This is a genomic window from Pseudomonas sp. 8(2025), assembly GCF_052665325.1.
The window spans coordinates 1-23,288 of record NZ_JBQOIE010000024.1; the positions used below are offsets into that span (position 1 = coordinate 1).

Annotated in this window: 22 protein-coding genes; 6 read left to right on the top strand and 16 right to left on the bottom strand. The window is 64.0% G+C overall.

Going from position 1 to position 23,288, the window contains the following annotated elements; genetic code table 11:
* The 7 genes from ACUXVH_RS29125 to ACUXVH_RS29155 all read right to left on the bottom strand — a co-directional run.
* The coding region (locus ACUXVH_RS29125; protein ID WP_445496585.1) for a beta strand repeat-containing protein at positions 1-1,626 on the bottom strand (1,626 nt) is incomplete at its 3' end.
* 126 nt (positions 1,627-1,752) lie between these two features.
* Positions 1,753-2,298 (bottom strand): GNAT family N-acetyltransferase, encoded by a 546-nt coding sequence (locus ACUXVH_RS29130; protein ID WP_065364269.1) that lies wholly within the window; start codon positions 2,296-2,298, stop codon positions 1,753-1,755.
* Complete coding sequence (locus tag ACUXVH_RS29135) at positions 2,295-2,852, bottom strand: phage tail protein (protein WP_053152323.1); 558 nt, start codon at positions 2,850-2,852, stop codon at positions 2,295-2,297. The genes ACUXVH_RS29130 and ACUXVH_RS29135 overlap by 4 nt, the downstream gene beginning before the upstream one ends.
* A gap of 28 nt (positions 2,853-2,880) precedes the next feature.
* Positions 2,881-3,456, bottom strand: a complete 576-nt coding sequence (locus ACUXVH_RS29140; RefSeq protein ID WP_019094514.1) for a phage tail protein — start codon at positions 3,454-3,456, stop codon at positions 2,881-2,883.
* Positions 3,457-3,473: 17 nt separating this feature from the next.
* Positions 3,474-4,019, bottom strand: coding sequence for a phage tail protein (locus ACUXVH_RS29145; protein WP_065364268.1), 546 nt, complete (start codon positions 4,017-4,019; stop codon positions 3,474-3,476).
* A 723-nt stretch (positions 4,020-4,742) separates the two neighbouring features.
* On the bottom strand, positions 4,743-5,876 hold the full coding sequence (locus ACUXVH_RS29150; protein WP_065364267.1) for a branched-chain amino acid ABC transporter substrate-binding protein: 1,134 nt from the start codon (positions 5,874-5,876) through the stop codon (positions 4,743-4,745).
* Positions 5,877-5,997: 121 nt separating this feature from the next.
* Positions 5,998-7,251: a methionine gamma-lyase gene (locus tag ACUXVH_RS29155; protein ID WP_015635977.1), complete on the bottom strand. Its 1,254-nt coding sequence runs from the start codon at positions 7,249-7,251 to the stop codon at positions 5,998-6,000.
* A gap of 124 nt (positions 7,252-7,375) precedes the next feature.
* Between ACUXVH_RS29155 and ACUXVH_RS29160 the strand changes: the two genes are divergently transcribed.
* Positions 7,376-7,846, top strand: a complete 471-nt coding sequence (locus ACUXVH_RS29160) for an Lrp/AsnC family transcriptional regulator (protein WP_011061793.1) — start codon at positions 7,376-7,378, stop codon at positions 7,844-7,846.
* A gap of 87 nt (positions 7,847-7,933) precedes the next feature.
* Here ACUXVH_RS29160 and ACUXVH_RS29165 read toward each other — a convergent pair whose 3' ends face one another.
* The 4 genes from ACUXVH_RS29165 to ACUXVH_RS29180 all read right to left on the bottom strand — a co-directional run bounded on the left by ACUXVH_RS29165 (position 7,934) and on the right by ACUXVH_RS29180 (position 11,863).
* The gene (locus tag ACUXVH_RS29165; protein WP_019094510.1) at positions 7,934-8,443 is read right to left on the bottom strand and encodes a flavin reductase family protein; all 510 of its coding nucleotides are present in this window, start codon (positions 8,441-8,443) and stop codon (positions 7,934-7,936) included.
* A gap of 106 nt (positions 8,444-8,549) precedes the next feature.
* Entirely contained in the window at positions 8,550-9,584 is a 1,035-nt protein-coding gene (locus tag ACUXVH_RS29170; RefSeq protein WP_176707094.1) for a methionine synthase, read from the bottom strand.
* 27 nt (positions 9,585-9,611) lie between these two features.
* Entirely contained in the window at positions 9,612-10,595 is a 984-nt protein-coding gene (locus ACUXVH_RS29175) for a DUF1852 domain-containing protein (RefSeq protein WP_065364265.1), read from the bottom strand.
* Between the two features lie 353 nt (positions 10,596-10,948).
* Positions 10,949-11,863: a LysR family transcriptional regulator gene (locus ACUXVH_RS29180; RefSeq protein ID WP_011061789.1), complete on the bottom strand. Its 915-nt coding sequence runs from the start codon at positions 11,861-11,863 to the stop codon at positions 10,949-10,951.
* Between the two features lie 106 nt (positions 11,864-11,969).
* Between ACUXVH_RS29180 and ACUXVH_RS29185 the strand changes: the two genes are divergently transcribed.
* The 5 genes from ACUXVH_RS29185 (at position 11,970) to ACUXVH_RS29205 (ending at position 17,931) form a co-directional block, all read left to right on the top strand.
* Positions 11,970-13,709, top strand: coding sequence for an amidohydrolase (locus ACUXVH_RS29185; RefSeq protein ID WP_065364264.1), 1,740 nt, complete (start codon positions 11,970-11,972; stop codon positions 13,707-13,709).
* A 201-nt stretch (positions 13,710-13,910) separates the two neighbouring features.
* Positions 13,911-14,966, top strand: coding sequence for a sugar phosphate isomerase/epimerase family protein (locus tag ACUXVH_RS29190; RefSeq protein WP_015635973.1), 1,056 nt, complete (start codon positions 13,911-13,913; stop codon positions 14,964-14,966).
* 22 nt (positions 14,967-14,988) lie between these two features.
* On the top strand, positions 14,989-15,876 hold the full coding sequence (locus ACUXVH_RS29195) for an alpha/beta fold hydrolase (RefSeq protein WP_065364263.1): 888 nt from the start codon (positions 14,989-14,991) through the stop codon (positions 15,874-15,876).
* Between the two features lie 144 nt (positions 15,877-16,020).
* Complete coding sequence (locus tag ACUXVH_RS29200) at positions 16,021-16,620, top strand: TetR/AcrR family transcriptional regulator (protein WP_065364262.1); 600 nt, start codon at positions 16,021-16,023, stop codon at positions 16,618-16,620.
* A 132-nt stretch (positions 16,621-16,752) separates the two neighbouring features.
* On the top strand, positions 16,753-17,931 hold the full coding sequence (locus ACUXVH_RS29205) for a sugar transporter (RefSeq protein ID WP_011061784.1): 1,179 nt from the start codon (positions 16,753-16,755) through the stop codon (positions 17,929-17,931).
* A gap of 242 nt (positions 17,932-18,173) precedes the next feature.
* Here ACUXVH_RS29205 and ACUXVH_RS29210 read toward each other — a convergent pair whose 3' ends face one another.
* The 5 genes from ACUXVH_RS29210 to ACUXVH_RS29230 are packed head-to-tail and all read right to left on the bottom strand — an operon-like array spanning position 18,174 to position 23,275.
* Complete coding sequence (locus ACUXVH_RS29210) at positions 18,174-19,388, bottom strand: MFS transporter (RefSeq protein WP_019094505.1); 1,215 nt, start codon at positions 19,386-19,388, stop codon at positions 18,174-18,176.
* A gap of 3 nt (positions 19,389-19,391) precedes the next feature.
* Positions 19,392-20,219: an ABC transporter ATP-binding protein gene (locus ACUXVH_RS29215; RefSeq protein ID WP_255313412.1), complete on the bottom strand. Its 828-nt coding sequence runs from the start codon at positions 20,217-20,219 to the stop codon at positions 19,392-19,394.
* On the bottom strand, positions 20,219-21,286 hold the full coding sequence (locus tag ACUXVH_RS29220; RefSeq protein WP_053159148.1) for a FecCD family ABC transporter permease: 1,068 nt from the start codon (positions 21,284-21,286) through the stop codon (positions 20,219-20,221). The genes ACUXVH_RS29215 and ACUXVH_RS29220 overlap by 1 nt, the downstream gene beginning before the upstream one ends.
* Positions 21,283-22,416, bottom strand: a complete 1,134-nt coding sequence (locus tag ACUXVH_RS29225; RefSeq protein WP_103290086.1) for an ABC transporter substrate-binding protein — start codon at positions 22,414-22,416, stop codon at positions 21,283-21,285. Before ACUXVH_RS29225 ends, ACUXVH_RS29220 begins: the two co-directional genes overlap by 4 nt.
* Complete coding sequence (locus ACUXVH_RS29230; protein ID WP_239690378.1) at positions 22,403-23,275, bottom strand: PepSY-associated TM helix domain-containing protein; 873 nt, start codon at positions 23,273-23,275, stop codon at positions 22,403-22,405. The genes ACUXVH_RS29225 and ACUXVH_RS29230 overlap by 14 nt, the downstream gene beginning before the upstream one ends.
* Positions 23,276-23,288 lie beyond the last annotated feature (13 nt).

Sequence of the window (23,288 nt, forward strand, 5' to 3'; positions counted from 1 at the left end):
GATCGCACCGGTGCCGGTGTTCAGGCTGAGGCCGGTCGGCAGGCTGCCGGATGTGATGCTGTAGCTGTAGGGCACAGCGCCGCCGGTGGCGTTGAGGGTAGCGCTATAGGGCGTGCCGGCGGTGCCGTTGCTCAGGGAACCGGGGCTCAGGGTGATGCTCGGGGCACCGACGGTGATGCTCACCGTGGCCGGGCTGGAAGTGCCGCTGGCGTTGGTGGCGGTGTAGGTGAAACTGTCGGCACCGGAGAAACCGGCGGCAGGCGTGTAGCTGATGCTGGTGCCGCTGGCCGTGGCGCTGCCATGGCTGGGGGCGCTGGCCACGGCGACGCTGGTGGCGGCACCACCGGTGATGTTCAAGGGAATCGTGTTGGCGCTGCTGTTGGCCGCGACCGTGGTGCTCAGTGCGTTGGCAACTGGTGGCAGGCCGTTGATCAACAAGGTGTAGGCGCGAGAGCCGGTGGCGCTGTAGGCGTCGGTGGCGGTGATGGTCAGGTTGAATGCACCACCGGCAGTGGGGGTGCCGCTGAGTGTACCGGTGCCGGTGTTCAGGCTCATGCCGGCCGGCAGGCTGCCGGCAGTGATCGCGTAGCTGTAGGGGGCGGTGCCCGCGGAGGTGCTCAGGGTCTGGCTGTAGGCCGTGCTTTGAGTGCCGTTGGGCAGAGTCGTCGGTGTTATCGCCAGGGTGGGCGGGGTGACGGTGATGGTCACCGTAGCCGGGCTGGAAGTGCCGCTGGCGTTGGTGGCGGTATAGGTGAAGCTGTCGGTGCCGGAGAAACCGGCGGTGGGGGTGTAGCTGATGCTGGTGCCGCTGGCCGTGGCAGTCCCATGGCTGGCGGCGCTGGCCACGGCGACGCTGGTGGCGGCGCCGCCACTGAGGCTCAGAGTGATCGAGTTGGCGCTGCTGTTGGCGGCCACCGTGGCGCTGACCGGGCCGACTGTGGGGGCGGGCACGGCGTAGGTATAGCCATTGGTCAGGGTCGCGCTGCCGCCAGGGGTGATGATCGTTACGTTCACTGCGCCCGCGGCATGAGCCGGTGTGGTGGCCGTGATGGTCGTGGCGTTGTTGACGGTATAACTGGGGGCCGCCGTGCCGCCGAAGCTGACCGAGGTGGCGCCGGTAAAATTGCTGCCGGTGAGGGTGACGGCGGTGGCGCCTGCGATGCTGCCGCTGTTTGGGCTGACCGACGTCAGGGTTGGGACCGCAGAACTGGTGACCACCAGGTTGTAGGTGGCGACTCCAGCCTGGCCAACGCCGTCATTCAGGGAAATGCTGAAGGTATAGTTGCCGGCGGTGGTCGGTGTGCCGTGCAGGGTGGTGGCTGAACTGTGGGGCGAGGAGTCGAGGATCAACCCCGGCGGCAGGCAGGGGGTAATGCCATCGTAGCCCGGATCGTCGATGTCGCACTGGAACCATTGATCCAGGGGTGTTGCGCCGCCCACGGAAAGGATCGGGATGCTCATCGACTGGCCCACCGCAACTGACGGCAGGGTAGTGCCCGATACCGGGCTGGTGATCACTGGCGCTGCGGCCTGGGCCTGGGCAGCCAGGGCCAGGTTCAACAGCAGGAAGAGAAAGGCCAGCGGACGTGCCAGCCAAGCGTGGAAACAACTGCGTGATGTTTTCATAAAGGCTTCCTGCCATGCGACCTGCTTGGTTGAGTCGCATCCAGCGTGTAAGGGAGTCAAGGACGAAGGTGGAAAATACGCAGGCTGCCTGTTTCGGGCGTCCTGGCAGTAATACGCATTCAGGCTTCAGGGGTTGTCCAGATCCTCACGGACCGGTCGTTGTGCCGGCCGCTGCATTTGCAGGTACAGGCCATTCTCTTCAATGGGCTCAAAGCCCAGCCGCTGATACAGGTACCGGGCCCGGCTGGCGGTTTCGACGCTCAGGCTGCTGTTGTGTCCCTGGGCGTCGGCCTGCGCCAGGATCGCCCGCAACAGTCGGGTACCCAGGCCTTGGCCATGCCAGGCGGGCAGCAGGGCGATATCGACGATGCGCTGCTCAGTGGCGTGCCGATGCAGGCACAGGCGGCCGATGGGCTGGCCGGCCTGCTCGACAATCAGCCACTGCGCCTCCGGGTAGTGCCGCTCATAGTGCTGGCGTTGCAACTCGGCCTGGTTGTGCAGGAACGCCCGTCGTTGGGCGTCGCTCCAACCAGGAACGGCACTGACCTCGTCCCAACGGCGGGACACGAACAGCTCCCGCAGGAAGGCCAGGTCGTCAGCGCTCTGCGGACGCAGCCTGGCGCCGGCCGGCAGCGTGACCTGCAGGAGAGAGTCAAGGCATGATCTGGTCACGATTGCTGTGGGTACTCGCCGTTCAGGCAGATGCAATAGCGCAGGGTCAGGAAAGGCTGCATCACATCGCGCGTCGAACCTGTCTTCGCCGCCTCCGTACCGTTCGTGGTCACCGTACTTGGATGCAGGCTTGGTCCCGGAGCAGCGGTGGGCGGCACTGTGCCGTTGTACAAGCGCACACCCCGTGGTTGTGCCAGGTAGGCAGTGCCATTGGCCAGGTCCAGGGCGCCAGTGGTGTCGGTGCCGTCCTTGGCCAGTACGTGATGGGTATGGGGCGCAAAGTGTGCTGGCAACAAGGTCGTTGTATCGCCGCCCACGGCCTGGCCCAGGGATCGATTGGTCAGGTTGGCGCCCTGGCCGGTGCCGATGGTGACGCGACTTTTGAGGTTGGGCAGATTGAAACTGGTCCCGGCAGTACCGCCATAAGTGAGGCCGATCACGGAGTACAGTGCGGGGTAATTCTGCACGAGCAACGGGCTGCCGTCGCAGACGGCCCAGTTATCGGGAGCGAAGTTGAAGGGAAAGAGCCTGATTTCACCAGTAAAAGCGTCCATGGTCGAGCATTCCTGAAGTTAAGAGAAACTAGGGCTTTTGTGGGTAGTAGCCGTTCAGGCAGATGATGTAGGTGATCGCCAGGGACCCCATCATGTTGCTGTGTGGCTCGACTGCTTTATTGGGGATACCCAGAGCCGGGCTAAGAAAGTTGGGGCTCATGCTGACCACCGCCGATGTGCTGTCGCCCTTGCTGTAAAGGCCGGTAAAGCTGCCTTCAAGCTTGAACTTGCCAAAGGTGTAGCTATTGGCCGGTTGGTTGGCGGGGAGCGGGTTGGCGGATGTGACCTCGCTGGAACTGACCTGGAAGCCATGGATGTGCGGTGGGGTATTGAGCGCACTCATGGTGACCTGCTCGGTCCCTACGGCCTGGCCCAGGGCCCGGGGTGTGAAGCCGGGTCCATTGCCCTGGCCGATGGGGGTACGGCCGCGGTAGTCAGGCAGGCAGAAGGTGTTGCTGCCATCACCGCCGTAGGTCGTGCCGATCAGGGAGTAAAGGGCTTCAAAGTTCCGGATCAACAGTTGCGCACCGTTACACAGGGCCCAGCCCCTGGGGGCAAAGTTGCCGGCAAACATGCGGATTTCTCCGAGGTATGCATCAGACATATCACTATCCTTAGTCGTTAGGCCCGGGGTGGGTAGGTGCCGGTGACGGCAATGCAGAAGTTGCCGACGATCGACGGCTGCATGTTCGGCAGTGGATAGCCGAGGGTGGTCACCACTGTGGTCGGGTTGATCGTCACGCGATCTTTGTCGGCATAAGCGACATAGGTGGGCTTGGATACGACGCCTTTGGACGTCGAACTGATGGCGGGAATATTTCCCGCCGGCCCGCCGGTGCCGGCGGTGACCGCGACATTGGCGACATGGTTGTGGGCGGGCAGGTTGTTGAGGGTCAGTGCGACCCACTCGGCGCCGTCCATGCTGCCCAGTTCATGTACCCCCAGCACAGGGCTGGTCGACGCGACAGGGTTTTCCCCCAGGGCTGCGCGGCCTCGAAGGTCTGGCAGGCCGAAGGTGGTTCTACCGTCGCCGCCGTAGCGATCGCCGAGCAGGCTGGCCAGCGCCGTATAGTTCACGACGTCGAGGATCTGTCCCTGGCACAAAAGCCAGCCTTGCGGGGCCCAGGCCCAAGGGAACAGACGAATCTCGCCGAGAAAGGGTTCCATGTTCTTCGCTCCTTGAAAAGAGGCCTGGCAGAAGTACTTTCCGCAGCTGGCAATTTGATGTTGCGCACGATATACAAAATCGAATTTAGTTAGCAAACAGTATTTCTATCCATGAAAAAAGAGGAACTACTTCCCGATGTTAGTGGGTTTGCGGCTTATCTTTTTTTACTTCGTCGGTAACATTAAGTTCATCTTGATCGGTAACATTCAATGCGCGTCACAGTCTTGTGCTTTAACGTTTTAGTTGCGGCATAAGCGCAGCGCGGTAAGCCTCATGCCTAGCGGCTTGGCACTAAGGATAAGGGGCTTGGGGCTATTGAATGCTGGCTTGCGGCGGGTGGGCGGGGGTTATTGCGCTGCTCGCGAAAGTCCTCTAGTTCGGGCTTTTCAGGCCCTTTCATCATGAGCTCTAGTTGAGCGGAAGACGGCAGTCAAAAGTTCAGAAGAAAACAAAGCAGGCTAACGATCTTCCTGGGCGGGAAGCATGGGCCGCTTCCACGGGGAGGGTTCTGGAGTATAGGCAGGGGCTTTGGAAAGTGTTACCCGAAGCGGTCCTTGTTGTTACCCGTTCTTTAAGTTGTTCCCAACTAGAATACTCGGGAATTAGTGCTTTAAGTCTGGCTTGAAGGGCGTTGTTCAAACGGTGTGCAGAGCTTCTTTCAGGCCTTGTACCTGAAACGGGTAGGGCGCCGCTGCCCTGGCAGGCGGCACCCGGTGCCCGGCTTAGAGCCCGGCGTTTTCCGCCGCTACGCTTTTCGGCTTGCCGTAGTGCCACTCATAGACCACGAACTTGAAGTCCTTGAGATCGCCTTTCTCGTCGAAGCTCAGGTCTCCGGTGGGGGTCTTGAAGGTGCCCTTGTGGATCGCCTCGGCGACTTTTTCCGGGTCTTCGCTCTTGGCTGCGGCGATGCCTCCGGCAATCACTTCCACGGCCGAGTAGGACGGCAGCACGAACGGGCCGCTGGGGTTTTCCTTCTTGGCTTCGAAGGCCTCCACCAGGGCCTTGTTGGCCGGGTCCTGGTCGAAGGACTTGGGCAGGGTCACCAGCATGCCTTCGGAAGCGTCCTTGGCGATCTGCGAGATCGAGTCGTTGCCCACGCCTTCAGGCCCCATGAAGCGTGCGGTCAGGCCCTTTTCCTTGGCCTGGCGCAACAGCAGGCCCATTTCCGGGTGGTAGCCGCCGAAGTAGACGAAATCCACATTGGCCTGCTTGAGCTTGGCCAGGATCGAGGAGTAGTCGCGTTCGCCGACGTTGATGCCTTCGAACATCGCCACCTTGATGCCTTCCTTGCCGAGGATGTCCTTGACCGAGCTGGCAATGCCTTCGCCGTACTGTTGCTTGTCGTGCAGCACCGCCACATTGGTCGGCTTGAGCTGGGCGATGTAGCGTGCCGCCGCCGGGCCCTGGGCGTTGTCCAGGCCGATGGTGCGGAACACCATCTTGTAGCCACGGGCGGTGAGCTCTGGGCTGGTGGCGGCCGGGGTGATCATCACGATGCCTTCGTCTTCGTAGATGTCCGACGCGGGCTGGGTGGAGCTGGAGCACAGGTGTCCGACCACGAACTTGACGCCGTCGTTGACCACCTTGTTGGCCACGGCGACCGCTTGCTTGGGGTCGCAGGCATCGTCGTATTCCACGGCCACCAGTTGCTTGCCGTCGACGCCACCCTTGGCGTTGATCTGCTCGATGGCCATGCGCGCGCCGCTGAACTGCATGTCACCGTATTGCGCCACCGGGCCGGTCTTGGCCCCGGCGATGCCGATCCGGATGTTGTCGGCTGCCATGGAATGGCAGGCCAGGCCGGCAAGGATCATGGCGCTGAGCAGTTGGGTGGCTTTGTTATTGATACGACTCATGGGTTGTTCCACTCCTGTGGGTTACGGTTCTAAGGGTGTTGCGGGTGTTGCCTGGACTGCCGGCGCCCGGGCGCCGGCAGGGTGTTGTAGTCGGCTTTGCCGCCAGATGTGCTGATCCTGCTCAAGGCAGGGCCTTGCCGATCCGGCCCACGGCCTCCAGGGTGGGGCGCGCGGGTTCGGCGCTGGCGTCCAGGGCCTGGGCGATGTCGGCCAGCAGGTCGGCGATGTCTTCCAGCCCCACCGACAGCCGTACCAGGCCCTCGGCGATGCCGTGTTCGGCCCGTTCCTCCTGGGTGTAGGTGGAATGGGTCATGCTCGCCGGGTGCTGGGCCAGGGATTCGGCATCCCCCAGGCTGACCGCGCGGCTGAACAGCCCCAGGGCGTTCATGAAGCGTCGCCCGCTGGCCAGCCCGCCCTTGAGTTCGAAGGCGATCATGCCGCCGGGCAGCTTCATCTGTCTTGCGGCCAGGGCGTGTTGGGCAAAGGATGCCAGCCCCGGGTAGGCGACCCAGGCCACGGCGGGGTGGTCCTGGAGGAACTGGGCGACGGCCTGGGCGTTGGCGCAATGGCGATCCATGCGCAGGGCCAGGGTCTTGAGGCCGCGCATCAGGAGAAAAGCGTCCTGGGGCGAGAGCACCGCGCCGGTCAGGTCCTTCAGGCCCTGCAGGCGGATGCGTTCGGCCAGGGCCTGGCCGGTGACCACGATGCCGGCGGTGATGTCGCCATGGCCGCTGAGGTACTTGGTGGCCGAGTGCAGCACCAGGTCGGCGCCCAGTTCCAGCGGGCGCTGCAGGTAAGGTGTGCAGTAGGTGTTGTCCACCGCCACGAGCAGGCCGGGATGCTGGCGGGCCACCTGGGCCACGGCGGCGATGTCCACCAGTTGCATGTTGGGGTTGGCCGGGGTTTCGAAATAGATCATCCGCGTGGCCGGGCCGATGGCCGCCCGCAGCTCGCCCAGGTCGGTCAGGTCGACATGGCGTACCTTGACGCCGAATTCGCCAAGGCCGTGGTGCAGCAGGGCAAAGGTGCAGCCGTACAAAGTCTGGCCGACGATGACCTCGTCGCCCGGGCGCAGCAGGGTCCACAAGGTCGCGGCAATCGCCCCCATGCCGGAGCCGAACGCCACGGCCGCTTCGCCGTTTTCCAGGGCGGCCATGCGCGCTTCCAGCAACGCCAGGGTCGGGTTGCCGATGCGGGTATAGAAGTAGCCGGGTTCTTCACCGGCAAAACAGCCGGCGCCGTATTCGGCGGTGGCGAAGGTGAAGGTGGAGGTCAGGTAGATCGGCGGGATCAGCGCGCCCTGATGCTCCTGGGGGTTGTAGCCGTGATGGATGGCACGGGTGGAAAAACCAAGGTCACTGTTTTTATTGTTCATGGTGAACGCTCCCGGATTTGCTCTAATGCTATGCTCAAATCCGGCGCAATAATTTCCAATATCGGCCCTTTAAAACCGAATAATTGGAATAATTAACCATAAAAATAAGATAAAAAGGTAAGACATGCCTCTCGATCTGGACCGTATCGACAAAGCCCTGCTGATCGCCCTGCAAGACAACGCCCGGCTGACCAATGCCGAGCTGGCGGACAGCGTCGCCTTGACCACCTCGCCGTGCTGGCGCCGGGTGAAGATTCTCGAAGAGAGCGGGGTGATTACCGGTTACCAGGCGATCCTCTCGCCCAAGGCGCTGGGCTATGGGGTCACCGCCTTTGTCAGCGTGATGATGGAATCCCACTCCCAGGACACCGCCCGGGCCTTCGAGCAGAGGCTGCTGGAGATCCCGGAAATCATCGCCTGCCACAACGTCTCCGGGCGCTACGACTTTCTCCTCGAAGTGCTGGCCAAGGACCTGGAATCCTTCGGCGAATTCGCCCGTGAAGTGTTGCAGACCCTGCCGGCGGTGAAGGAGATCTATTCGAGCTTTTCCTTCAAGTCGGTCAAGCCGTTGCGGCAGATTCCGGTACAAGAGTGAGCGCAGGCGGGGCGCCAGCGTCCCTGCGATTCACAAGCAACCTTGCTGTCTGAAACAGGCCCTCAGCGAAGGAGCGCCGGTCAGGGGTCACACCGCGCCCGGGGCCGCGAGGTTGCAATATTGTCCTTTGAAATACAGCAATGGCTGCGCAGCAGTCGCTTGCTGCAGGTTCAGCGCCTTGACTTCACCGATCACGATCAGGTGGTCACCGGCGACGTGTTCGGCATGAATTTCACAATCGAGCCAGTGCAGGCTGCCGGCAATGATCGGGTTGCCCAGCGGCGATTCCTGCCATTGAACTCCCTGCCACTTGTCCGTGCCTTTGCTTGCGAACTGGTTGGAAATCCTGACCTGCTCGCCTGAGAGGATATTGACCATGAAGCGGCCCGCCTGACGAATCTTGGGGTAGCTGGCCGAGCTGGACATGACGCTGAATGACACCAGCGGCGGGCTCATCGACACGCTATAGAACGACTGGCACGTGAAGCCGAGCGGCTCGCCATCAACCTGTGAGGTAATCACCGTGATGCCGGATGCGTAGTGCCCGAGCGCTTCGCGAAAGCGCATTGGCTCGATAGCCGTACTGGGAAGTGACATGGCGGGTCCTGAATATTGGGTACTGTCCGACAGCGCGCAGAGGGGTGAAGCGGCGGCTTTTCAATCCACCGCTTCACCCCTCTGGCACACCACTTGCGGTTTTAGCTCAGCGCAGGTTCGAGAGTTCTCTTCGGATGATTTCTGCGCCGGCACTCAAAGCCTTCAGCTTGCCCCTTGCCACGCCACGGGATAAGGGCGCCATGCCACAGTTGGTGCAGGGATAGAGCTTGTCGGCATCCACGAACTGCAATGCCTTGCGCAAGGTGTCGGCCACTTCCTCGGGTGTTTCAATGGTGTTGGAGGCCACATCAATGGCCCCGACCATCACCTTCTTGCCTCTGATGAGTTCAATGAGATCCATTGGGACATGAGAGTTGTGACATTCCAGCGAAACTATATCGATACTGGATTTCTGCAGCTTGGGGAACGCCTCTTCATATTGCCGCCACTCTGAGCCCAGGGTCTTTTTCCAGTCCGTATTGGCCTTGATGCCATAGCCATAGCAAATGTGCACCGCCGTTTCGCATTTAAGACCTTCAATGGCTCTTTCCAGGGTGGCCACTCCCCAGTCATTCACTTCATCGAAGAAGACGTTAAAGGCGGGCTCATCAAACTGGATGATATCCACGCCGGCCGCCTCCAGCTCCCTGGCTTCCTGGTTGAGGATCTTGGCGAATTCCCAGGCCAGTTTTTCGCGGCTTTTGTAATGGCTGTCATAAAGCGTGTCGATCATCGTCATCGGGCCTGGCAGCGCCCACTTTATGGGTTGCTCGGTCTGCTGGCGCAGAAACCTGGCATCTTCCACGAAAACCGGCTTCTGGCGACTGACAGCCCCCACCACCGTGGGGACGCTCGCATCATAGCGATCACGAATCCTGACGGTTTCACGTTTTGCAAAATCAACGCCGCTGAGGTGTTCGATGAACGTCGTGACAAAGTGCTGACGTGTCTGCTCGCCATCACTGACGATATCAATGCCTGCTTGCTGTTGTTCTTGCAGTGACAAGCGCAAGGCGTCCTGCTTGCCTTCAACCAGTTCTTCCTCTTGCAACTTCCAGGGCGACCAGAGTGTTTCAGGTTGTGCAAGCCAGGAAGGTTTAGGCAAGCTGCCGGCAGTTGAAGTGGGTAACAACTTTTTCATCATGGGTGACCTTGTATTTTTGATGAGTCAAAGAGCGTAATTGGCGGACCACTGCTCAAGAATGGTCTGGTATGGCTTGATGAAGTTGTTCTCGACAAACTGCCCTTGCTCAATCGCCAGGCGGCTACGTTCTTCTCGGTCATAGACAATTCGAGTCAATGAATAGTCCTGGTGCTTCAGGCTCGGTTGATAGGATTTGCCTGCTGCAGAGTTGGCATTGTAGATCTCTGGCCGGTAAATCTTCTGGAAGGTGTCCATCGTGCTGATGGTGCTGATCAGTTCTAGGTTGGTGTAATCACTGAGCAAATCGCCGGCAAAGTAGAAAGCCAAAGGCGCAACGCTGTTGGACGGCATGAAGTAACGAACTTTCAACCCCATCTTGTTGAAGTATTCATCTGTTAGAGAATATTCGTCCTGCTGGTATTCAATGCCCAGTACAGGGTGCTGGTTTTCAGTCCGATGGTAGGTCTTGCTGCTCGAAACGCTCAGGCAGATCACCGGTGGCTTGTTGAAGTTTTCCTTGTAAGTGCTGGAGTTGATGAAGTGCTTGAATAGCTTTCCATGCAGCTCTCCGAAGTTTTCCGGAATGCTGAACTTTGGTCGCTCCCTGTTGTGCTCCGGCAACAGCACGCTGAAGTCGTAGTCCCGTACGTAAGAGGAAAAGTTGTTTCCTACAACGCCCTCAAAGCGTTCGTTGGTCTTTCGATCGAAAATATTGGTTTTCAATATTTCAATCAGGGGGATGGCATGGCCACTGCTTTGAGGGTCGATGTCCATCTCCACGGAGATGATTTCAAGCTCGACGGTATAACGATCGCCCTTGGGGTTATCCCAATGCGCCAAGGCATTGAAGCGGTTGTCAATCATCCTCAAGGTATTGCGCAAGTTCTCTTGGCGACTCTTGCCCCTGGCCAAGTTGGCAAAGTTGGTGGTGATGCGCGTATTCTCGGACGGGTGATAATCTTCGTCGAAGCAAATGCTCTTGATGGTGAATGTGAAATCGTTGTTCATTGTGATCTGGCATCCTGATTTCCGAGATAAGTCCTGAACTTGTTTATTGGCTTTCAGTGCTTTCCAGTTTTGTTCCTGGCTGCTTTTGCTCGGTAGTCTTTATGTTGTCTATTATTGAGGCGCATCTTATGTCGAGCTATTAATTGAGTACTAATGAATTGATTTCACCAGGTCTTTAGTCACATTCATGATGAGATATTCACTCAATCGCAAAAGCCTATTTGCCCCAGTATTCATTGCCCGGCCAAACCACTGGTTGAGGGTGTGCCTGGGCTCTGGCGCAGTCCGACCCGTGGTGGCTGCGGCAGCACTCGACAGGGCCGCCAGTGCCAGATGGGCCGGGAGCTGGCCCATCAATGCAATTGCTGCTCGTCCAGGTAGCGGTTCAGGCATTCGATGAACGCCTGGTGCTTGCGGGTCTGGCGCCGGTGGGCGGGGTAGATCACATGGATCCTCGGGCCGAACTGCTCCGGGTCCAGCTGCGCCTCGGGCAGCAGTTGCACCAGCTCGCCGCGACGCAGGTAGGGCGCGGCGCTCCACTGCGGGCACAGTTGCAGGCCCAGCCCGGCCAGTAGGGCACCGAACAGGAAATCGTAATTGTCACTGGCCAGCCGCGGCACCGGCTGGGGCACACGCTGCTGCTCGCCATTCAAGGTGAAGCGCCAGAAATGCGGGTTCAGTGCCGGGTGACGGAAGATCAGCCAGTCATGCTCGGCAAAATGCGCCGGGGTCACCGGCAAGGGCTGGCGCTGCAGATAGCGCGGGCTGGCGCAGAGCAGGATGCGGTTGGCCGTCAGCGGGCGGGCGATCAGGTCCGGCAGCTCCACCGGCCCGTCGCGCACGGCCAGGTCATAGCCGCCACTTTGCAGGTCGACGAATTCGTCGGTGAGCTCCACGTCCAGGCGCATCTGCGGGTACTGCTCAAGAAAGCCGTAGCAGGCGCCATTGAGAAAGGCCGGGGCGAAGGAGGGCGGCGCCACCAGGCGCAGGGTGCCGCACATTTCCTGCTGCAGGCGCTCGATGTCTTCCCCGGCCTGTTGCAGTTGGCGCAATACCTGCCGGGCGCTGGCCAGGTAGATATGCCCGGCCTCGGTGAGGGCGATCCGGCGTGTGGAGCGCTCCAGCAAGCGGGTGCCGAGCTGGCTCTCCAGGTGGCTCACTGCCTTGGTCAGGGCCGAGGTGGTCTTGCCCAGGCACGCTGCGGCGCGGGTGAAGCTGCCCTGATCGACCGTGGTCACGAACATGGTGATGGCGCCCAGCTGGTCCATTGCAGTCTTGCCTCTTTGGAAAGGATGGGTTGCGCGAAGCAGTATTCTTAAGCACCGGTGACTTGGCTAGTCTCTGGCGCATTCTGAGCCAAGGGTGCGAACAACAATGAAAAAGACGCTGAATATCACGCTGGCCTCGGCCCTGGCCCTGGTCTCGCTGCACAGCCAGGCCGCGGTGGACCTGGTGCTGCACAACGCCAAGGTGTTCACCGCCGAGCGGGGCCAGCCCCTGCAACAGGCGGTGGCGGTGGAGCAGGGGCGTATCGTCATGGTCGGCAGCGATGCCCAGGTGCTGGCGCTGAAGGCCCCGGGCACCCAGGTCATCGACCTGCAGGGCAAGGTGCTGATGCCGGGGTTCATCGACAGCCACAGTCATGCCATCTTCGGGGGCCTGAAGCTCAAGGCCGCCGACCTGGAAACCCAGCAACTGCCCCTGGACGAGCTGGAGCAGCGCCTGCGCGGCTGGCGCGATGACGGCAAGGCGCGGCATGGCGAGATCCTCAGCGTCAGCGGTTTTCCCTCGACCTACTGGAGCCAGGTGGACGCCCTGGAACAGCGCTTCAACCAGGGCGAATGGGCCGATGTACCGATTCTGTTCGTTGGCTGGGACTACCACACCGGCTGGGCCAACCGCGCCATGCTCAAGCGCGGCGGCATAGACGCCGCGCGGGTCAAGGCGCTGCAGGGCGAGGCCCAGGCCACCATCGGCCATCACCCGGACAGCAGCCCCGACGGTTTTGTCGCCGATGCCGGGCTCTCGGCCCTGACCTCGCAACTGCCGCCGCCGAGCTTCGAGCAGTTGCTCGACGCCGGGCGCGCCGCCCGCGACCTCAACCTGAGCCTGGGCATCACCGCGCTGATGGACCCGGCGGCCAACGCCACCCCGGGCGACGCGCTGTTCGCCATGCATCCCACGGCCCAGACCGTCGGTGTGCTGCCGGTGTACAAGGCGCTGGCGCAGAAGGGCGAGCTGACCCTGCGGGTCGCGGCCCTGATGGTGGCCAATCCCAAGAGCCGCCCGACGGACCTGGAGGTGCTGGAGCAGGTGCGCCAGCAGTTCCTCGGGGTGCCGAACCTGAGCCTGCCGGGGATCAAGATCTTCGCCGACGGTGTCGCCGAGTTTCCGGCGCAGACCGCTTCCCTGCTGACCCCCTACAAGAACTCGAAGAAGGACGGCGAACTGCTGATCGACCCGGCGCATTTCGGCGAGCTGGTCAGCGCCGCCGATGCCCGTGGCTGGCTGGTGCATGTACATGCCATTGGCGACCGCGCGGTGCGCGAATCCCTCAACGGCATCGAGCAGGCGCGGCGTGATCGCCAGAGTGGGGTGGTGCACTCCATCACCCACTTGCAGATGGTCAACCCCAAGGAGTTCGCCCGCTTCAAGCCACTGGACGTGATCGCCTCCATGCAGCTGTACTGGGCCGCCGCCGATGAGCTGAGCATCGATTTGCTCCAGCCCTACATCAGCGCCATGCAGTTCCAGTTCATGTACCCGGCCCGCTCGCTGCTGAAGAACGGCGCCACCATCGCCGGGGCCAGCGACTGGCCGGTAAGCACCCCGGAACCCTGGAAGGCCATCGCCCAGGCCATCAGCCGCAAGGGGCCCAAGGGCGTGTTGAACAAGGACGAAGGCATCGACCGGGAAACCATGTTCTACGCCTACACCCGCAACGCCGCGCGGGCCATTGGCCTGGAGCAGCAGATCGGCAGCCTGGCCCCGGGCAAGCAGGCCGACCTGATCGTTCTTGACCGCGATGTGTTCCAGGTGCCCCAGGAGCAACTGGCGCAAACCCAGGTGCTCAAGACCTACTTTGCCGGGCGTGAGGTGTATAGCCGGCCGTGATGCTGCATGGATACCGGCCGGGCCCGCGATCTTCATCGCGGGCTTTTTTTGCCTTGTCGACCACTGCGACGCCTTCGCTGGCAAGCCAGCGCCTACGTGCGAACGGCCTCACGGCCAAACACTTTTCTGCACGGCGATGATTGACGCGGCCAGAGCGTATCCCTATTCTTTGTCGACCGACAAAGAATAGGGAGCAGTTCGATGAAAACCCTCAAGGGGCCCAGCCTGCATCTGGCGCAATTCAGCGCCGAGACGGCGCCGTTCCACAATTTGCCGGCGATTGCCCAATGGGCCGCCGACCTGGGTTTCAAGGCGCTGCAGATCCCTGCCTGGGATGCGCGGTTGTTCGACGTCGCCACGGCGGCCGAGAGCCAGGACTACTGCGATGAACTCAAGGGCCAGCTGGCGCAGAAGGGCCTGCAGATCAGCGAGCTGACCAGCCATATCTTCGGCCAGCTGGTGGCGGTGCACCCGGCCTACGATGCGATGTGCGACAACTTCGCCCCGCCAGCGCTGCGGGGCAATCCGCAAGCCAGAACGGCCTGGGCCATGGAGCAGATGAAGCTGGCGGCCAAGGCTTCGCGCCGCCTGGGGCTGAGTGAGCTGGGGACCTTTTCCGGGTCCCTGGCCTGGCCTTATCTGTTTCCCTTTCCCCAGCGCCCCGAAGGCCTGATCGAGACAGCGTTCGACGAGCTGGCGCGGCGCTGGCGGCCGATCCTCGATGCCTGCGACGAGCAGGGGGTCAACCTGTGCTACGAGATCCACCCCAGCGAGGACCTGCACGACGGCACCAGCTTTGAACGCTTCTATGAATTGGTGGACCATCACCCGCGTTGCAACATCCTCTTCGACCCCAGCCACTTCGTGCTGCAACAGCTGGACTACCTGAGTTACCTGGACATCTACCACGAGCGCATCCGCATGTTTCACGTCAAGGATGCCGAGTTCAATCCCAGCGGCCGCCAGGGCATCTACGGCGGCTACAGCGCCTGGGTCGAGCGCGCCGGGCGCTTCCGTTCCCTGGGCGATGGCCAGGTGGACTTCAAGGGGATCTTTTCCAAGCTGGCGCAATACGACTACCCGGGCTGGGCGACCCTGGAGTGGGAGTGCTGCCTCAAGGATCAGGAGGATGGCGCCCGGGAAGGTGTCGAGTTCATCAACCGGCACATGATCCAGGTCACCCAGCGCATCTTCGACGACTTCGCCGGCGCGCAGATCGACCGCCAACAGATCAACGCCATGCTCGGCATTGCCTGAAACCCTTCATCGAGAACACACCATGAATGCTTTGACTGACACCCTCCAGGCCGACAGCCTCGACCTGGTTCACCGCTATGTGCGCGTCGATGGCCAGCGCATCCACTGTGTCACCGCCGGCACGGGCCGGCCGGTGCTGCTGATTCCCGGCTGGCCGCAGACCTGGTACGCCTGGCGTCAGGTGATCCAGGCCCTGGCTGCCCAAGGCTTCCAGGCCATTGCCGTGGACCCGCCGGGCAGCGGCCAGTCCGACCGCCCTGAGCACGGCTACGACACCGGCCATGTGGCCGGGGTGCTGCACCAGGTGATGGGGCAGTTGGGTTTCGAGCGCTACAGCGTGGTCGGCCACGACGTCGGCATGTGGATCGCCTACGCCTTGGCCTGCGACCATCCGCAGGCGGTGGAGCGCCTGGCGCTGACCGAGGCGGTGATCCCCGGGCTGGCGGATGCACCACCGATTTTCGTCGCGCCGCAGCAGAACATCTTTCTCTGGCACTTCATGTTCAACCAGCTGCGGGATTTGCCGGAAGCCTTGATCGCCGGGCGCGAGCGGGCCTATCTGAATTACATCTTCGACCACTGGTCCCATCGCCGCGAGGCGGTGGCCGCCGAAGTCTACATCGAGGCCTACGCTGCCCCGGGCGGGTTGCGCGCAGGCTTCGCCTATTACCGGGCGATCCCCGAGACGGTGCGCCAGAATCAGCTGCGCGCGCAGCGGCCGCTGACCATGCCGGTGCTGGCCATTGGTGCCGAGCACGCCACCAACGATGCACCTTTGCTGACCCTGCAGGGCCATGCCAATGACCTGCGCGGGGCCATTGTCGAGGACTGCGGGCACTTCATCATGGAAGAGGCACCGGAGGAATTTCTCGCGCTGCTGCTGCCGTTTCTGCAGGAGGGCCGTGACTGAGGCAGGGCGCAGGCAAGGCCGCGGCCACGGAAATTGGCCGCGGCCGGCGCAAATCTAATATCATTTCGTCCCGGCGCCCTGCGCCAACCGGCTGTTCGGGCTCAACCGAACGCCTTCCCTGTCCCGACGAGATACCCGACCCCCATGGCTGGAAGACCCCGCGAATTCGACCGTCACCAGGCACTGCGCCAGGCGCTCGAACTGTTCTGGCGCCGTGGTTTCGAAACCACCTCCATGGCCGACCTGGTGGCGGCCCTGGGCATCGCCTCGGCGCGCATCTATGCCGCCTTCGGCTCCAAGGAGGCGTTGTTTCGCGAGGCCATCGAGCTGTACGAAAGCCAGGAAGGCGGTTTCGCCGACCTGGCCCTGCAAGAGCCCTGCGCCTACGTCGCCATCGAGCGCATGCTGCAAGAAGCGGTGGCACTCTACACCCGGGCCGACGGCCCCCGTGGCTGCATGGTGGTGGCCTCGGCGGCGAACTGCTCAAGCGACAACGACAGCGTGCGCGAATGGCTGGCCGAACATCGCCGGGCGCGTACCGCAAGCATTATCCAGCGCCTGGAAGCCGCGCAGCAGGCGGGTGAATTGCCCGGCCACAGCGATGCAACTTCCCTGGGCGATTATTACTCTACGGTGCTCCACGGGCTGTCGGTGCAAGCCCGCGACGGCGTCAGTGCGGCGCGCCTGCTGCAGGGCGTGGCGCTGGCCATGCAGGTCTTTGCGCGAACCGCCCAAGGGAATTGAAGCGGCGCTGCACCCTGGCTCCGCCTGGGAGCCTTTGCCCGCAATCCGGGAGCAGTGATGCTGGCCCGGGTTGTGCATTTTTCCAGCGGGTCCCGGACCCGTTCCATCATCGAAAGAGTATGACGCCCCCCCATGAGTGATTCCGCGGCGACACCCCAAGGCAACTGGCAGCCGGTCATCGCGCTGGCGTTGGCGGCCTTTGTCTTCAACACCACCGAGTTCGTGCCGGTGGGCCTGCTCAGCGCCATTGGCGCCAGCTTCGACCTGCCCACCGAGCGGGTCGGTCTGATGCTCACCATCTACGCCTGGATCGTGTCCCTGACCTCGCTGCCGGTGATGCTGCTGACCCGCAACATCGAACGGCGCAAGCTGCTCACGGTGCTGTTCGGGCTGTTTATCGTCAGCCATGTGTTCTCCAGCCTGGCCAGCAACTTCGGCCTGCTGATGCTCAGCCGCATCGGCGTGGCCCTGGCCCATGCACTGTTCTGGTCCATCACCGCGTCCCTGGCGGTGCGCCTGGCGCCGCCGGGCAAGCAGGTGCAGGCCCTCGGGCTGCTGGCCACCGGCACCTCACTGGCCATGGTCCTGGGCATTCCCCTGGGCCGCTTGCTGGGCGAGGCCCTGGGCTGGCGCACCACGTTCAGCGTGATCGCGGCCATGGCCGGCCTGCTGGTGCTGTGGCTGATCCGCACCTTGCCGCTGCTGCCGAGCCAGAACTCCGGTTCCCTGCGCAGCCTGCCGCTGCTGTTCAAGCGCCCGGCGCTGGTGGCGATCTATGTGCTTACCGCCCTGGTGGTGACGGCGCAGTTCACCGCCTACAGCTACATCGAGCCCTTCATCAAGGTGGCGGCGGGCCTGGGGGGCGAGGTGGTGACCCTGGTCCTGCTGGTGTTCGGCGGCGCCGGGATCATCGGCTCGCTGCTGTTCAGCTGGCTGCACCGCCACAGCCCCCAGGGGTTTCTACTGACCGCGGTGGCGCTGCTGGCGCTGTGCCTGAGCCTGCTGTTGCCGCTCAATGGCCACGTCTGGTCGCTGGTGGCCCTGAGCGTGTTCTGGGGCATGGCGATCATGGGCTTCGGCCTGGCCCTGCAATCCAAGGTGCTGGTACTGGCGCCGGACGCCACCGACGTGGCCATGGCGATGTTCTCCGGCATCTACAACATCGGCATTGGCGGCGGTGCGCTGCTGGGCAGTTGGGTCGGCGGGCAGCTGGGCTTTGCCTATGTCGGCCTGGCGGGTGGCGCCCTGGCGACCCTGGCCTTGCTGTTGTACAGCCTGGCCCTGGGCCGCATGAGCCGCACCAGCGTGTAGCCGCTGCCGCAGGCTGCGAACGGTCTGGGCGGCACTCCGTCGCAGGGACGCGGCGCTCTCAAGGCCGTTGCGTGTTCGGCGGTCGATCGTCAAGCAAGGTCCTGCGGACCTTTGCGCAGCTTCGCGGGCTCAGCAGCGGCTACAGGGCCAGTGCCGATCGGGGATTTGTGGAGCCGCTGCCGCAGGCCGGCAGCGGCGACAGGGCCGCAGGGTTTCGATAATGCGCGTCGTTCGCCCGAAGGTTACCGGCGTCGGGCTACGGGCCAGCAGGCCACCAGTACGAGCAGCAGCGCCGCCAGCAGGTAGGGCAGGCGTGGCTCCAGCCCGTAGATCAGGGTCCCGGCCAGGGGCCCGACCACTACCCCCAGGCCCTGGGCCGCGCCGATGGAGCCGGCTGTGGCGCCTTGTTCGGCGGCGTCCACCGAGTTGCTGGCCAGGGCGGCGAAGGAGGGGAAGATCCAGCCCATGCCGGCGGCCGAAACAAAGAACCCCAGCCACAGCACCCAGGCGTGGGCCGCGAGAATGCTGGTGACAAAGCCCAGCGCCGCCACCAGGGCGCCGATGCGGATCATCCGCAGCGGCGGCCATTCCAGTTTGCGCACCACCAGTTGCGAGGCGATCAGCGCCACCCCCACCAGGGTCAGGGAAATGCCGGCGGTCTGCGCCGCATCGGCCGGGCTCATGCCCAGGCGGTCGAGGGCGAAGAAGCCCACGGTGATCTGCGCCATGGCCACGCACAGCATCGAGACGAACGCCACCACCAGCGGCCGGCGCAGGCGCGGGTCGCCCAGGCTCACTGGCTTGGGCGGCTGCTTGAGGTGCAGTTCCTGGCGCGGCAGCCGTGCCTTGAGGAAGGCGAAGCCCAGTAGCGGCAGCACCGCCAGCGCATAGAACGGCAGGCTCAGGCTGTGGCGCGCCAGCAGCGCGGCAAGCGCCGGCCCCAGGACCAGCCCGCAGGCGTTGGCCGCCCCCAGGGACGCCATGGCCCGGGCGCGATGCTCGGGTTCGATGTTGTCGGCGATCAGCGCATAGCCGCCCACCGGGATTGCCGCATAGAACACCCCGATCAGGCCGCGGCCCAGCAGCAACCCGGCAAACGCCAGCAGCGCCGAAGGCAGGGCGTGCAGCGCCACGTCGATAAACAGGCTGAGGGCGAGAAAGGCCAGGGTGAAGCCGCCGGTGCCCAGCAGCAGGATGCGCCGCCGACCGAGGCGGTCACTGGCCCGGCCCCAGGGCCGGGCCAGGAGCATCCAGATCACCCCGGAGACGGTCACCGCCATCCCTGCCTGCCAGGTGGCCAGGCCGAGAATCCGCGCAATGGGGCCGATCAGCGAAACGAACGCCATCATCGCCATGGTGCAGGCCAGGTTGGCCACCAGCAGCGGGCGCAGGTCGAAGGCCGGGGCGGCCTGGGGCGTGTCCAGGGTGTCGAGGGGCAGCTGTTGAGCGTTGGTCATGGTTTATCCCAGGGCTGAGTGAGAGGGCAGGCGGCCGTCGACCATCACCAGCGGTCGACCGCGTACCTGTTCCAGGCTGGCGTCGACGCCGTAGACGTCGCGCAGCAGTTGTGGGTTGATCACCTCCAGGGCCGGCCCGGCGGCGGCCAGGCGGCCATGGTGCAGCACCACCACCTGCTGGCTGAAACCCAGGGCCAGGTTGATGTCGTGGACCACCACCAGGGTGATCAGCTGGCGCTCGTGGGTGGCCCGGGTGATGGCGTCCACTACCTGGCACTGGTGGTACAGGTCCAGGGCGCTGGTGGGTTCGTCCAGCAGCAGCACCCGGGGCTGGCGCACCAGGGCCTGGGCCAGGCCCACCAGTTGGCGCTGGCCACCGGAGAGGGCGTCGATCGGGCGGTCGGCCAGGGCGGTGAGGTCCAGGTCCTGCAGCACTTGTTCGACCCCGTGCAACACCGCCGCGCTGGGCCGGCCAGGGGCGAAACCGCCAGTGCGATGCCCGGCCATGGCAGCGCTGAGCACTGCTTCGAAGGCGCACAGGCGGGTACGTTCCGGCAGGCTCTGGGGCAGGTAGACGATGTGCTGCGCCCGTTCCACCTGGGGCAGGCGGTTGAGGTCTACGCCGTCCAGCAGTACCTGGCCCGAGGTCTTGTGCAACCCGGCGATGCCCCGCAGCAGGGTCGACTTGCCCGCCGCGTTGGGGCCGATCAGCGCGGTCACGCTGCCCCCGGCCAGGGGCGGCAGGGCCACGTCGCACAGCACCTGGCGGTTGCCGTAGTGCATGTTCAGGCCAGCAGTGCACAGGCCGGCGTTGGAGGACACAGGCGGCATCACAGGACACCTCGACGGTTGCGCATGACGATGGCCATGAAGAAGGGAATGCCCACCAGGGCGGTGACGATACCCACCGGAATCAGCACCCCGGGGATCAGCGCCTTGCTGGCGATGGAGGCCATGGACAGGATCAGCCCGCCGCTGAGCACGCTGGCCGGCAGGAACAGCCGATGGTCTTCGCCCACCAGCAGGCGGGCGATGTGCGGGGCGATCAGGCCGATAAAGCCGATGGTGCCGACAAAGGACACCGCCAGGGCCGACAGCAGGCTGATGCGCAGCAGCGACAGCAGGCGCAGGCGACCAACGTCGATGCCGAAGCTGCGGGCCCGTTCCTCGCCCAGGGTCAGGGCGGTCAGGGCCCAGCTCTGGCGCAGGGAGAAGGGCAGGCACAGCAACAGCGCCAGGGCCAGTACCGCGAGCTTTTCCCACGAGGCCCGGGCCAGGCTGCCCAGGGTCCAGAACACCAGTTGCTGCAGGCTGTCCTGGGTGGCGACGAATTGCAGCAGCGCCACCAGGGCGTTGAAGGCGAACACCAGGGCGATGCCGAACAGCACCAGGCTTTCCACGCCGAAGCCGCGCCAGCGTGCCAGCAGGTACAGCAAGGCCACCGAGGCCAGGGCGAAGAGGAAGGCGTTGGCCGAGATCAGGTACTGCGCCGGCACCCCGGGAAGGCCCAGGCCGAGGACGATGGCCAGGGCTGCACCAAACGCCGCGGCGGCGGATACACCGAGGGTGAAGGGGCTGGCCAGGGGGTTATCGAGCACGGTCTGCATTTCCGCGCCGGCCAGGGCCAGGGCGGCCCCCACCAGCACCGCCATCAGGGCGTAGGGCAGGCGCACGTTCCACACGATCACCGCTTCCACCCGGGGCATCGAGCCCGGGTCCCAGAGCACCTGCAGCAGGCGCGACAGGCTCATCCCCGAAGGCCCGGTGGTGATGTCCAGGGCCAGGGACAGCAGCAGGGCCAGGGCCAGCCCGCCCAACAGCAGCACCCGGCGGCCATGGCGCCTTTGGTAGTGCCCTGAGGCAACGCGCTCCTGCACGTCGGTAGCAGCCTGGGTCATGGCGCCAGACTCGTGGCAAACACGCCGCTGGCGGGAATCGGCATGAAGCGCTGGTACAGCTCGCGGCGGGTCTGGTCCGGGTCCAGGTCCTTGAACAGTTCAGGGTGCAGCCACTTGGCCAGGGCCTGGACCGCGATCAGGTGCTCCGGCGAGTCGTAGAAAATGTGCCACAGGCCGTGCACATTGCCCTCGCGCACCGCCCGCAACTCGTTCAGCGGTGGGCGCTGGGCGGCCTGGCGCAGGCTGTCCCGAGCCTGTTGCAGGGTGGCGGAGTAACCCAGGGTCACGCCGCCCTGGCCGGCGGCAAAGACCCCGGTGGCCACGTAAACGTCCGGGTCGCTGGAGAGAATGTACTCCACGTTGAGCACACCAATGGGCCCGGGTATGCGCCCGTCGGCAATGTTGCGCCCGCCCGCCAGCTTGATCATCTCGCCGAAGTTGCCGGTGCCTGGCGAGCCGCAGCAGTCCTGCAGCCCGGCGAGCATGTCGATGAAGATCTTCGGCTGCTTGACGGTACCGGCCTTGGCCAGGGTCTGGGTGACCTTGGCCAGGGACTGCTGATAGAAGGCAATGAATTCCTCGGCCCGCTGCTCACGGCCCAGGGCCTGGCCCAGCAGGCGCATGCTGGGCACGGTGTTGCTCAGGGGATGGTCGCTGAAGTCGACGAAGATCACCGCCACCCCGGCGGCCTCCAGCTGTTTCACCGCCTCGCTGTCGGGGCTCGGCCCATGGCCGCCGCTCAGGGCCATGATCGCCAGGTCCGGGTGCACCGCCAGGGCCTTTTCGACGCTGAAGGTCTCGGCCGAGGTGCCGCCCACCAGCGGCACCTTGTCGGCCTGGGGGAAGACCTTGTGATAGGCCTCGTAGCCCTGCACGTCGAGGCCGCGAAAGTCCCCTTGCCAACCGGCGAGACGGGCGAACGGGTTCTGGCCTTCGAGCAGCGACAGGGAATAGATCATCCGGCCTTCACCCAGGAGGATGTGCTCGACCTTCTCCGGCACCTGGACCTGGCGTCCGGCCAGATCGGTGAGGGTCGCGGCGCTGGCCGTGGCGGCCCATAGCAGGCCCAGGGGCAACAGGCCGAGCAAGAGCCCGCGCTGGGCGCGGCGCAAGAAATCACGGTGTGTCATGGCTAGTTTCCTTGAACGATTGGACGGCCTGGCGGGCAGCGCGCTTGCGCCACCACAGCAGCAGGCCGGTGAGGTACAGAAGGGGTAACGAAATGCCGCAGAGAAAAGCCAGCCAGGCGCCGGGGGGGCCCAGCAGCAAGTGGCCATGGGCCGCGGAAAACAGCGGCTTGATCGCCATCGGCTGGGCGCCGGGCCAGGTGAAGAGGTCGGGGCGCGCCAGCCAGGCACCGCTGCCGGCAATCAGCAGCAGCGGCAGGCACAGCCAGGCCGCCGCCACGTTGTGCCATTCCCGCAGGCGCCGGTTGCCCCGGCTGCCGGGACGCAGGCTGGCGGCCTTCCACCAGCTGCGCCGGCCCGGCCACCACAGGTACAGGCCACTGCCCAGGGAGCCCAGCAGCGCCAGGCCACAGAGCAGCACCAGGTTCGACCCCCAGGCTGGCGGCAGCAGCAGGCTGCGGTGCAGCGCCACCAGCTTGGCCAGCCACAGGTCCTCGAAGACGAAGAAGCCCCGGGGTTCGCCGCTATAAGGATCGATCATGGCGATGCCGGTGCCGGGACGCTCCTTGAGGGCCCCGAAGACGATCACATTGTCCGATTCGAGAAAGCCCTGGCGCGGTGGGGCTGCGCCGAAGACCTTGTGCAGTTGCGGGTAGGCGTCGGAGGCGGCCCTGATCCAGGCGTCCTGTTGCAGCAGCGTGCCATGCTCGCCAGGGGCCAGTTGCAGCATCTGCGCACCGACCTCCCAGCGCAGGATCGGCCCCTTGAGCTCCAGCAGCGAACCACTGAGGCCCAGCAGCGCGAGGAACAGCCCCAGGCACAGGGCCAGCCAGCGGTGCAGCCTGAGCCAGATATCACGCATGGACAGCATCGGC

Bases quoted from the DNA above. Each gene is read 5' to 3' on its own strand.
- ACUXVH_RS29155 (WP_015635977.1), bottom strand. From the start codon at position 7,251: ATGAACAATAAAAACAGTGACCTTGGTTTTTCCACCCGTGCCATCCAT.
- ACUXVH_RS29175 (WP_065364265.1), bottom strand. From the start codon at position 10,595: ATGAACAACGATTTCACATTCACCATCAAGAGCATTTGCTTCGACGAA.
- ACUXVH_RS29170 (WP_176707094.1), bottom strand. From the start codon at position 9,584: ATGAAAAAGTTGTTACCCACTTCAACTGCCGGCAGCTTGCCTAAACCT.
- ACUXVH_RS29150 (WP_065364267.1), bottom strand. From the start codon at position 5,876: ATGAGTCGTATCAATAACAAAGCCACCCAACTGCTCAGCGCCATGATC.
- ACUXVH_RS29135 (WP_053152323.1), bottom strand. From the start codon at position 2,852: ATGGACGCTTTTACTGGTGAAATCAGGCTCTTTCCCTTCAACTTCGCT.
- ACUXVH_RS29180 (WP_011061789.1), bottom strand. From the start codon at position 11,863: ATGGACCAGCTGGGCGCCATCACCATGTTCGTGACCACGGTCGATCAG.
- ACUXVH_RS29205 (WP_011061784.1), top strand. From the start codon at position 16,753: ATGAGTGATTCCGCGGCGACACCCCAAGGCAACTGGCAGCCGGTCATC.
- ACUXVH_RS29190 (WP_015635973.1), top strand. From the start codon at position 13,911: ATGAAAACCCTCAAGGGGCCCAGCCTGCATCTGGCGCAATTCAGCGCC.
- ACUXVH_RS29140 (WP_019094514.1), bottom strand. From the start codon at position 3,456: ATGTCTGATGCATACCTCGGAGAAATCCGCATGTTTGCCGGCAACTTT.
- ACUXVH_RS29215 (WP_255313412.1), bottom strand. From the start codon at position 20,219: ATGCCGCCTGTGTCCTCCAACGCCGGCCTGTGCACTGCTGGCCTGAAC.
- ACUXVH_RS29165 (WP_019094510.1), bottom strand. From the start codon at position 8,443: ATGTCACTTCCCAGTACGGCTATCGAGCCAATGCGCTTTCGCGAAGCG.
- ACUXVH_RS29185 (WP_065364264.1), top strand. From the start codon at position 11,970: ATGAAAAAGACGCTGAATATCACGCTGGCCTCGGCCCTGGCCCTGGTC.
- ACUXVH_RS29220 (WP_053159148.1), bottom strand. From the start codon at position 21,286: ATGACCCAGGCTGCTACCGACGTGCAGGAGCGCGTTGCCTCAGGGCAC.
- ACUXVH_RS29160 (WP_011061793.1), top strand. From the start codon at position 7,376: ATGCCTCTCGATCTGGACCGTATCGACAAAGCCCTGCTGATCGCCCTG.
- ACUXVH_RS29145 (WP_065364268.1), bottom strand. From the start codon at position 4,019: ATGGAACCCTTTCTCGGCGAGATTCGTCTGTTCCCTTGGGCCTGGGCC.
- ACUXVH_RS29230 (WP_239690378.1), bottom strand. From the start codon at position 23,275: ATGCGTGATATCTGGCTCAGGCTGCACCGCTGGCTGGCCCTGTGCCTG.
- ACUXVH_RS29200 (WP_065364262.1), top strand. From the start codon at position 16,021: ATGGCTGGAAGACCCCGCGAATTCGACCGTCACCAGGCACTGCGCCAG.
- ACUXVH_RS29195 (WP_065364263.1), top strand. From the start codon at position 14,989: ATGAATGCTTTGACTGACACCCTCCAGGCCGACAGCCTCGACCTGGTT.
- ACUXVH_RS29225 (WP_103290086.1), bottom strand. From the start codon at position 22,416: ATGACACACCGTGATTTCTTGCGCCGCGCCCAGCGCGGGCTCTTGCTC.
- ACUXVH_RS29210 (WP_019094505.1), bottom strand. From the start codon at position 19,388: ATGACCAACGCTCAACAGCTGCCCCTCGACACCCTGGACACGCCCCAG.